Origin of the sequence: Actinocrinis sp. (assembly GCF_035650855.1) — a bacterium.
Classification (GTDB): Bacteria; Actinomycetota; Actinomycetes; order Streptomycetales; family Catenulisporaceae; genus Actinocrinis.
In genome coordinates this window covers 18,953-29,360 of record NZ_DASRGV010000211.1, presented here as the reverse complement: position 1 = coordinate 29,360, position 10,408 = coordinate 18,953, and the positions used below count along the sequence as shown (strand labels likewise).

The following is a 10,408-nucleotide window of genomic DNA, read 5'->3' as shown; positions in this document are numbered from 1 at the left end:
AAGGCGATCATCTGGTCGTGCAACGGCCAGTCCAACCAGCAGTGGAACTTCAACTCCAACGGCACCATCACCGGAGCCCAGTCAGGCCTCTGCCTGGATGTGACCGGTGCGTCGACCGCCAACGGCGCCCTGGTCGAACTGTGGGCCTGCAACGGCGGCAGCAACCAGCAATGGACCCTCGGCGGGTGATCGGAAGATGAGGGCATCAGCAGCCCTCTGATGTAAGGATGCGGCCCGGCGCGCTGTGAAGCGCGCCGGGCCGCGACCGCAGAGGGGTGGCTGTTTCAGGGCCCTATCCGGCGGTCAGCTGCTGCATCGCACGCCGTTGAGCGCGTACCAGCTGGGCTGGGTCGCGGTGCCCGAGTCGGAGGCGTTGAATCCGAACGGGAGGGTGGCGCCGGCGGGGATGGTCTTGTCGTAGCTCACGGGCTGCGCGGTGACGGTTTGGCCACTCTGGCTGTGCGTTGCGTTCCAGCTCACGAGGACCCGCTGCTGGGACGGCAGGCCAAAGGTGATCTTCCACGAGCTGACCGCGGCAGGGCCCGTATTCGTGATTTTGACGTTCGCGGTGTAGCCGCCGGGCCAGGCCACGAAGCTGGAGGCCACGGTGCAGGAAGCGGTGGGAGCGGCGCTGGAGCCGGACAGCTTCAGGACCGTGATGGAGTAAGGGGGCAGGGCCAACGCGTGCGCGTCGGTCCCGCTGATCGTCTGGAGCTTCTTGGTCGCCTCACTGAACTGCTGCGCGGAGGTGACGCTGCCCGCGGTGAACCCGTCGTAGGTGACGGCGACCGGCTCGCTGCTCTGGGCGCTGTGGTTGACCAGCATGAGGTTCACGCCGGTGGAGGTCTTGACCGCGTACGAGGTGACCGTGGCGTCGGAGCTGGTGGTGCCGATCATCTGGGCGCCGGCCGGGGCGAATGCGCCTACTGCCTGCAGGCCGTAGTACGCGGGGAACGGGGTGTTCGCGGCGGGCTCGCAGACGCTACCGGTGCAGCCGCCGGCGGAGAGCACGCCTCCGTCGCCGAAGTCGGTGGCGCCGTCGGGCAGGGTGCTGGTGGTCGAGGGGCCGTTGTGCAGGTCCCACCAGTCGATGTTGGTCACGCCGTTCTGCAGGAACGTCATGTACGAGTCCGCGGCGTACAGCGCGGCAGGGGCGGAGTCGGACTCGAAGCTCGCGTTCGTCTCGGTGATCATGATCTGGATGTTCGGCGCGTTGCTGCCCGCGTACTGGTTGATCTCCGCGCGCGTGTGGCTGATGACCGACGCTATGTTCTGATACTGGGTGAGCAGCTGCGACTCGCTCTTGGAGGTCGGGTAGTCGTGAACGATCACGAAGTCCAGGTTCGCGCCGTCCCGCTTGAGGACCGTGGTGTTCCAGTCGGCGGTGTCGCCGTACTGCGAGGCCACCAGCCCGTCCGGCCAGCTGTTGTAGGTGGTGAGCACGGCGCCGACCTTGATGCTCGGGTCGGCGGCCTTCATCTGGGTGATGTAGTCCGCGATGTTGTTCGCGTAGGTCGTGGCGCCCTTGGGCTTCTCCTCGTGCTCCCACGCGGCGCCGTAGGTTCCGTCGCCGGGGATCTCGTTGCCCAGTTCCCAGTACTTGACCCCGTAGTGCTTGGTGACGTTCGCGTACTTCACCCAGGCCGCGGCCTCGGCGGCCGTGCCGGAGCCGTAGTTGACCGTGATGATTGGGCTCGCTCCGGTCTTGTGCGCGATGCCCATGAAGTCGTCGAAGTCGTTGTTCGGGTTGGCGTAGCCAAGGCCGTCTACCGTGGTGTTGGTCTGCCAGCGGTAGGCGTCGGCCGTGGAACCGCCGGGATAGCGCAGGGCGGTGATGCCGGCGGCGGCGATCGCGCTCGTGCTCGCGCTGTCGTTAAGGTGGCCGTCGAAGGTCGCGGTGTTCAGGCCGTTGGCGTAGTTCGAGACAGTGCCCAGGTTCTTGGACATGTTGACGTCGATGGCGATTGTGTTGCTCGCCTTCGCGCCCTGGGCGAGCAGGAAGCCGCCCGCGGTCAGGGCCAGCATGGCGGGTATACCGGCGGTCACGGCGAAACGGCGACGGGATATGCGGGGCATGGGTTCAGCGGAGCCTTCCGTCCGGATGATGATCCTCGCGCTTGGACGCGCACCGCCTAGTCCGCCGCACGGCAGGAAAAGGTTGCCGCACACCGCGGAATCGTCCGCCGCCGCCACTACCACCACCGCAGCCGCCGCCGAGCGGCGCGTTGCGGCCCGCGGTCTAGATGTGCCCGGCGAGGGCGCGCGCCGCGGGGAGGATGTCGTTGTCCGGGGAAAGCACTTGGATGGCGACCTGGTCCGCGCCGGCCGCGAGGTGTGCGCGCAGCTCGGTGGAGATCGCCTCGACGTCGCCGTGCACCGCCAGCGCGTCGATGAGCCGGTCGCTGCCGGGGAATTCCAGGTCCTCGTCGCTGAAGCCGATCCGCCTGAGGTTGGCGACGTAGTTGGACATGCGCAGATACATGCCGACGCGCGAGCGGCCGACCTCGCGGGCGCGCTTGGCATCGACCTCAAGCACGATCTTCTGCTCGGCCACGAGCAGCGTGGCGGGGCCGAGCAGCTCTCGCGCGCCACGCGTGTACTGCGGCGTGATGAGGTACGGCAGCGCCCCGGCCGTGCGGGTACGGGCCAGCTCCAGCACGCGCGGCCCGAGAGCGGCCAGCGCGCGCTGCGCTGCGGGCACGCCGTGCTCGTCCAGCTGGTCGAGGTAATCCACCAGCGCCTCGTACGGCCTGCGGTACTCCGAGGTGGCCTCGGGATGTCCCGCGCCGATGCCGAGCACGAACCGGCCCGGGTACTTCTCCTCCAACCGGTGGAAGGACTCTGCCACCGGCCCGGGCGCCGACGCCCAGATGTTGACGATGCTGGTGCCGACGGTCAGCCGTTCAGTCGCGTCCAGGAGCGGATCGACCATGTCCAGCTTCGCGCCGGGAGAGGCGCCGAGCCAGAGCGTCCCGTAGCCGATCCGCTCCAGCTCGCTCGCGGCTTGCGGTGTCAGGTGCGTGTACGGCGCCCAGATCCCGACCCTGCCCACATCCTCAGTCGTCATGCTCGCGGCAACCCTCGCTACCGCCCGGGCTATTCCCACGAGCCGGCCGCGCCCGGCGCAAGTGCTGCGCTCTGCGGCTCAGCCGGAGGAGACCCAGTAGCTGTTGACCTGGAAGTTCATGCCGCCGCTCGACGAGGTGATCTCCCAGCCGAACTGGACGTTGCCCAGCGTCACGTTGCCGATCCAGTGCTCGCTGTTCTCCAGCCATCGCAGCACGCTGAGGATGTCGACGCTTCCGGAGGTGGAGCGGCCGGTGTTGAGGAACGAGTAGACGTTGTTGGAGCCGTTCCAGCCCTTGTAGACGTTCCAGTTGAAGCCGCCGACGCTCACGTTGGTCACGTACGAGCCGATGGGGCCGATCGGGCCGGTCTGGTTGAGCCAGAGCATGATCTCGTTCGCGTTGCCCGAGTCCCAGATGTCGTACGCGGTCTCGAAGGCCCCGGAGGATGGCACCGAGACGTTGTAGCCGGAGGTCACCCAATTCAGGGAGTTGATCGGCACGCCGACCCACTTGGTCACGTTCGGGTAGGACTTGATGCCCCCGGTGTTCGGCTGGTTCGACCACACTCCCCAGTTGCTGTAGGAGTTGGCCCAGATGCTCTGCGGGCCGGCTCCGCTGCCCCAGACGTCGTTGTAGAGGGTGTAGCCGCCGTTGCTCCACGACGCCCACTGGTCGCTGGAACCCCAGGTGGCGGCCTGCGCGGGGCCGGCGGCCAGCGCGAGCGTGGCGCCCGCGGTGGCGAGCGCGGCGAGCGGCCGGGTGATCTTGTGCTTGCGTGCGGCGGTCGTGAGAGCGCGCGTGACATGACGCATAGGTGGGTGTCCTCTCCGTTGAGGGCCAGCGAGTCGAAGCGCTTCGAATCATCAGCCGACAAGCGGTAGGCGTCAAGGCATTCACGACGGGAAATGGGTAAAAGATCCGTCATCGAAATCCGCAATTGCTTCGACTGGTTTCGATAGGCGGTGCAGATGAGAACGTTTAATCGTTCTCGGGGAGTAAAGGACGCGCATACATTCGCAGTCGTCGAAGCGCTTCGACTCGAACGCTTAGACGCGGCGCGAGAACTGCGCACAACGGCTCGGTGTGGCGGGCTCAGCCGTCGGCGGCGGGGAGTCCGGGAAGGGTTCGGCACAGCCGGGAGAGGCTGCCGCTCGCGCTCAGCACCGTGCCGTCGGGTCGCACGACGGGCTGCACGTGCGCGGCCGGCGCGCAGCCAGCGGTGCAGATCGCCGTCGGGCTGGGCGGTGATGAGGACCGCGCCGAAGTCGTGGATCGCGCTTCGCTCGGTCTGCGACGGGGAAATCGTCGTGACGACGGCGAAGCGCCCGCGGACCACGCCTGGAAGCTCGCGGGCGCCCTCGACGGAAGCCTGCCGAAGAGCGTGCTCGACTCCTACACTTCGAGAGCAGGGAGCAGCTGTACCAGGCGGCGGTAGAAGCCGCCCTCGAGGCCCACGGCGCGCTGCTCGATGAACTGACCGCGGGCCTGGACGACCCGGCGCACGTATTCGCGCAGAGCTTTCGCCTGACCGGCCGGATGCACCGCAGGCAACCCGACCTCAGCAAGGTCCTGCTGCACTACGGGCTCGCCCTGACCACCTCGGATCAGGGGCTCGCACCCCGCGCCCGCCGCGACATCGAGGCCGCCGTCCACGACGGCCGGTTCACCGTGTGCGACCCCGAACTCGCGCTCGTGACGGTCGCCGGCGCCGCCCTGAGCCTCGGCTGGCTGCTGCACGCTCAGCCCGAGCGCGACGATGCCGAGACCACCGACCAAGTGACGGAAGACCTGCTGCGCATGCTCGGGCTCGCCGCCGCCGAAGCACACGAGATCTGCGCACGGCCGCTACCGGCCCTGCACGACATCGCCGGCCCTGCTGAGGACTCAGCGTTCTGACGCGCAACACCTGATCAAGAGAACGTTGCGTGACGCGAGTGACGAAACTTTCTCGCTCCCTGTCCGCAAGGTTCATCGCGATCGGCCGGTGGCATGGCCCTGCACCTGCGTAGTCGGATGATGGCGCGAGCGCTGGGCTACGGCGGATCAGCTGGTTGCTTGACCGGTGCAGAGCGCCCTCGGACCATGCCAGTGCTCGTAGAGACGTGTCGACACGGACCGGTGTTACCTCGTCCGCTGCAGGCGGGGCGCCAGAAAGCGATGGATCGTATGCACCTGCCGGCTTTCCGCGACCGCAGATCGGCGCAGCGATTGCGACGCTGCGCGGCGGCCGCCGCGACGGCGCTCGTGGCCGCGGCGCTCCCGATGGCATCGGGACCGGCCGCCCGCGCGGCGACCGCGACGGTTCACGTCACGGTCAACGCGAACGAGGGTCTTGGGACGGTGCCCAGTACCGCGTATGGCGCGAACCAAGCGGTCTGGGACGGCAACATGAACACCCCGGCGAGCGCAAGCCTGCTGAAACAGGCGAACGTGGGCATGATGCGCTACCCCGGCGGCTCGTACGGGGACGGATTCCACTGGCAGACCGGCACCGTGTCCGGCGGCGGCTTCGTCGCGCCGGGCACCGACTTCGACTCCTTCATGGGCACCGTCAAGTCGGTCGGCGCGCAGACGATCCTGATCGCCAACTACGGCTCCGGCACGCCGCAGGAGGCGGCAGGCTGGGTGCAGTACGCGAACATCACCAAGGGCTACCACGACCAGTACTGGGAGATCGGCAACGAGGTCTACGGCAACGGGTACTACGGCGCGGACTGGGAGCTGGACAACCACGCGAGTAAGAGCCCTGCGACATACGCGAACAACGTCGTGCAGTACGTGCAGGCGATGAAGGCGGTGGACCCGACGATCAAGATCGGCGTCGTGCTCACCCTGCCGGACAGCTGGCCGGACGGCATGGTGGCGTCCGGCGACAGCAAGGACTGGAACCAGACCGTGCTGCCGATCGTCGGCCCGTACGTCGACTTCGCGATCGTGCACTACTACCCGAACCACACCACCGCGGCCGACGTGCTGCAGCAGACCAAGCTGCTGCCCGCCGAGCTGGCGCTGCTGCGCGAGCAGATCAACCAGTACGCCGGGGCGAACGGCCCGAACATCGGCATCGCGGTGACCGAGACCGCTTCCAACTTCCAGTCGGCCACCCAGCCCGGCGCGCTGTTCAACGCGGACCTGTTCTTCACCGCGCTGGAGAACGGCGCCTTCACGGTGGACTACTGGGACACCCGCAACGGCACGGACTGCAGCAACATCACCACCGCGCCCGACGGAGCGAAGGACCCCGGGGACGGCGGAATGCTGTCCAGCGGCGCTTCCTGCGAGCCACCGCTGAACACGCCGTTCCCCGCCTACTACGCGCTGCAAATGCTCAGCAACGTCGCCCAACCTGGCGACACACTGGTCAACTCCGGCTCGGATAATCCGCTGGTCTCGGTGCACGCGGCCCGCAACGCGAACGGCGACCTGAGCGTCGAGCTGGTCAATCAAGACCCGAACAACGCCTACTCCGTCAACCTGAACTACGCGGGATGGACGCCGAGCACCGCCACACCGACCGTCTACACCTACGGCGATGAGGCGACCTCGATCACCAGCGCGCAACAGGGCACGGCCGGCACCCAGGTCGTCCCGCCCTACTCGATCGTGACGCTCAAGCTCACCCCGTCCGCCACCAACCCGGTCGACAGCACCCTGACCGCGCCCGGCAGCCCGGCCGCCGCCAACGTCAGCGCGGACGGCGCGACGATCTCCTGGCAGCCGTCGGCCGGCGCCGCGGTGGCCCGCTACGAGGTCTACGAGCAGTTCGGCACCAACAGCGTGCTGCTCGGCGAGTCGACCTCGACCTCGTTCACCGCGCACAACCTGCAGCCGGGCACCTCCTACACGCTCAACGTGCTCGCCACCGACCAGAAGGGATACCTGTCGGCGCCGTCCGCACCGGTAACTTTCATCACCGGCACACCGCAGCACAGCACCTGCGCGGTGAGCTATTCGCTGAGCACCGACTGGGAGAGCGGCTTCGTCGCCAACATCTCGGTCACCGACAGCGGGCCCGACCCGATCACCGGCTGGACGCTCGCGTTCAGCTTCCCGGCCACCACCGAATCCGTCTCCGGCAGCACGTGGAACGCCACTTTCGCGGAGAACGGCCAGAACGTCGTGGTCACTCCGCAGAACTGGAACGCGAACCTCGCCGCGAACAGCGGCAACACCGTCGGCTTCGGATTCGTCGGCAACCAGAGCGGCGCGAACCCGCCGCCGACCTCCTTCACCCTCAACGGCACCGTCTGCACGACCACCTACCTGTCCTGAGACACGCCCCGGATCCGTGAGAGCCTTTGGCCGGGAGGCGCGTGCGCGCCTCCCGGCCAGCCTGGCGAGACGGTGAAAGTGGGGGAGCGGCGTGGCGGACGACCGTTCGGAGGACTGGGCGGCGGCAGCGGACCAGCCTGACGGCGACGCGCCGGCCGGTCCGGTGACCATCGCCTACATCGCCGAATCAGCCGGAGTCTCGGTTCCCACGGTGTCCAAGGTGCTCAACGGGAAGAAGGGCGTCTCCAGCGACACCCGAGCGCGCGTCGAGGAGCTGATCAACCGGTACGGGTATCGCAAGCCGCCCAATCGCAGCAACGTCCTCGAGCTCGTGTTCCGCGAGCTGAGGAGCATGTGGGCGGTGGAGATCATCCGCGGCGTCGAGCAGGTGGCCCGCAAGAACCGCGTCGGCGTGATGGTTTCCGAGTTCGGCCTGCACGACTCGGCCGGAACGCTGATCGACGACACGGTCGCGCGCCGCCCGAAATGCGTGCTCTCGGTGGCGCAGCTGTCCGACGCGGAGCGCGAACAGCTGCGGGCCAAGGGCATCCCGTTCGTCGTGTTCGATCCGACCTCGGAGCTGCCCGACGACGTTCCCTATGTCGGCGCGACCAATTGGCGCGGCGGCCGCTCCGCCGTGCAGCACCTGGTCGGCCTCGGACACCGGCGCATCGCCATGATCAGCGGCCCGGAGGATGTGCTGTGCTGCCGGGCGCGGCAGGCCGGCTACGAGAGCGCGATGAAGTCAGCCGGGCTGCCGGTCGACCGCGATCAGGTCGTCGTCGCGCAGTTGACGCGTGAGGACGGCTGCGCCGCGGCGCGCGAGCTGCTGGCACGTCCCGAGCGGCCGACCGCGATCTTCGCGTCCAACGATCTGCAGGCGCTCGGCGTCTACCAGGCCGCGCGGCAGGCCGGGCTGCGCATCCCGCAGGACTTGAGTGTGGTCGGCTTCGACGATCTGCCGGTCGTGGCCTGGGCGGACCCGCCGCTGACGACGGTTCACCAACCGCTGACGGAGATGGCGGCGGCGGCCACCGAACTGGCCCTCGCCCTCGGCCATGGCGAAGACCCACCGCGGATCGGCGTGGAGATCGCCACCACGTTGACGGTCCGTGAAAGCACCGCACCGCCCAAGGACTGACCCCCGGCACGCCGACCAGGTATTCGCAGATCTCTGCGATACTTTAGGGTTACCTGCGTGCCGTCGAGCAAGTTGCGATCCAACATACCGACAGTTGCTCTCGCAGGGGGCGGCGAACCGGGCGCATGAAACCAGCGTCATCTGTAGAATATTGTTCGCAGCGTCGCAGTGTTCGAGTCTGTCGATCGCAACACCCGGAGCACAGGCACAATCTGGCCGGTCGTAACTCCTGAGCTGGGCAGCCGTCGCGTGCGGTCGCGTGAGAACTCCACAGTTCGCCCGCTCATGGGCACTATGGCCGACGCAGGAGCTTCTTGACAGGTCGTGGAGCGCCGGGCAGCGTCTGCATTCCGAAACACCTCGGACCCACTTTCGCACCCTCGTTGGGATGCCGTGGTGTTAGCGCTAACAATCAACCCATCGCGCTCAACGCAGAGCAGGGAGACGGTATGAAAGCAAGCGCATGGAGCGGCGGCCGCAGGCTCGGCAGTATCGGGGCCGTGGTCACGGTCATACTCGGCGCGCTCGCCGGCACCGCGGCCACGAGCGGTGCGGCGCACGCCGCGTCGCAGGGTCCGTGCGACATCTACGCGGCCGGCGGCACCCCCTGTGTGGCTGCCCACTCGACGACGCGTGCGCTGTACGCGGCGTACAGCGGTTCGCTCTATCAGGTGCGGCGCTCCTCCGACGGCGCGACGACGAACATCGGCGTGCTGTCCGCAGGCGGGGTCGCCAACGCGGCCGCGCAGGACTCGTTCTGCGCCGGAACGAGCTGTGTGATCACGGTGATCTACGACCAGTCCGGCCGGGGCAACAACCTCACCCCGGCGCCCGCGGGCGGGTACGTACACACCCCTGACAATCCGGCAAACGCCACCGCGGCGCCGATCACCGTCGGCGGGCAGAAGGCCTACGGCGTCTTCACCTCTCCCGGCATCGGGTACCGCGACGATGCCACCAACGGCGTCGCGACCGGCGACAACCCCGAAGGCGAATACGACGTCGTGGACGGCACGCACTACAACAACGGATGCTGCTTCGACTACGGCAACGCCGAGACCAGCAACAACGACGACGGCAACGGCACCATGGAGGCGATCTACTTCGGCAACGCCTCGTACTGGGACCGGGGCGCAGGCAACGGCCCGTGGATCATGGCCGACCTGGAGAACGGCCTGTTCTCCGGCTCCAACGTCAACAGCGTCAACTCGGGCGACCCGACGATCAGCTACCGGTTCACCACCGCGATCATCAAGGGCGAGTCGAACCAGTGGGCGATCCGCGGTGGCAACGCCCAGTCGGGCAGCCTGTCCACCTTCTACAGCGGACCGCGCCCGCCCGGCTACAACCCGATGCACAAGGAGGGCGCGATCCTGCTGGGCATCGGCGGTGACAACAGCAACGGCGCGGCAGGGACCTTCTACGAGGGCGCGATGACGTCCGGCTATCCGTCCGACGCGACTGAGAGCGCGGTGCAGGCCAACATCAACGCCGCCGGGTACAGCGCGGGCAGCGGCGGTGGGACGACCACCGGTGCGTTGCACGCGGACGGCGCGAGCAAGTGCCTTGACGATCCGAACGGCAGCACGACCGGCGGCACGCAGATGCAGATCTACGGCTGCAACGGTCAGGCGAACCAGACCTGGACCCGCACCTCCTCGAACCAGCTGACCGTCACCAACAACGGCACCACGGACTGCCTGGACGCCAACGGCCAGGGCACCAGCAACGGCACGAAGGTGATCATCTGGCCCTGCAACGGCCAGAGCAACCAGCAGTGGCAGTTCAACGCCAACGGCACCATCACCGGCGCGCAGTCAGGGCTCTGCCTCGACGTGACCGGGGCGTCCACCGCCGACGGCGCGCTGGTCGAACTGTGGACCTGCAACGGCGGCAGCAACCAGCAGTGGAACCTCGGATAACAGCA

At 67.9% G+C, this 10,408-nt stretch carries 7 protein-coding genes and 1 pseudogene; 5 read left to right on the top strand and 3 right to left on the bottom strand.

The features are described 5' to 3' along the window. Nucleotides 1-189: RICIN domain-containing protein (locus VFB40_RS15205; protein WP_324851179.1), on the top strand; the 189-nt coding region annotated here is incomplete at its 5' end. 114 nt (nucleotides 190-303) lie between these two features. On the opposite strand, the gene VFB40_RS15200 is transcribed toward VFB40_RS15205, so the two are convergent. The 3 genes from VFB40_RS15200 to VFB40_RS15190 all read right to left on the bottom strand — a co-directional run bounded on the left by VFB40_RS15200 (nucleotide 304) and on the right by VFB40_RS15190 (nucleotide 3,880). Continuing rightward, nucleotides 304-2,076 (bottom strand): cellulose binding domain-containing protein, encoded by a 1,773-nt coding sequence (locus tag VFB40_RS15200; protein WP_324851177.1) that lies wholly within the window; start codon nucleotides 2,074-2,076, stop codon nucleotides 304-306. Between the two features lie 163 nt (nucleotides 2,077-2,239). Further along, entirely contained in the window at nucleotides 2,240-3,067 is an 828-nt protein-coding gene (locus VFB40_RS15195) for an LLM class F420-dependent oxidoreductase (protein WP_324851175.1), read from the bottom strand. Nucleotides 3,068-3,145: 78 nt separating this feature from the next. After that, the gene (locus tag VFB40_RS15190; RefSeq protein WP_324851173.1) at nucleotides 3,146-3,880 is read right to left on the bottom strand and encodes a GH12 family glycosyl hydrolase domain-containing protein; all 735 of its coding nucleotides are present in this window, start codon (nucleotides 3,878-3,880) and stop codon (nucleotides 3,146-3,148) included. Between the two features lie 583 nt (nucleotides 3,881-4,463). Here VFB40_RS15190 and VFB40_RS15180 point away from each other — a divergent pair. The 4 genes and pseudogenes from VFB40_RS15180 to VFB40_RS15165 form a co-directional block, all read left to right on the top strand. Beyond that, nucleotides 4,464-4,964: pseudogene (locus VFB40_RS15180) on the top strand (TetR/AcrR family transcriptional regulator); the annotation flags it as partial. Between the two features lie 366 nt (nucleotides 4,965-5,330). After that, entirely contained in the window at nucleotides 5,331-7,340 is a 2,010-nt protein-coding gene (locus VFB40_RS15175) for a cellulose binding domain-containing protein (protein ID WP_324851167.1), read from the top strand. Nucleotides 7,341-7,431: 91 nt separating this feature from the next. Continuing rightward, nucleotides 7,432-8,481 (top strand): LacI family DNA-binding transcriptional regulator, encoded by a 1,050-nt coding sequence (locus tag VFB40_RS15170; RefSeq protein WP_324851165.1) that lies wholly within the window; start codon nucleotides 7,432-7,434, stop codon nucleotides 8,479-8,481. Between the two features lie 449 nt (nucleotides 8,482-8,930). Beyond that, a complete protein-coding gene (locus tag VFB40_RS15165) occupies nucleotides 8,931-10,403 on the top strand; it encodes an arabinofuranosidase catalytic domain-containing protein (RefSeq protein ID WP_324851163.1) in 1,473 nt (490 codons plus the stop codon). Nucleotides 10,404-10,408 lie beyond the last annotated feature (5 nt).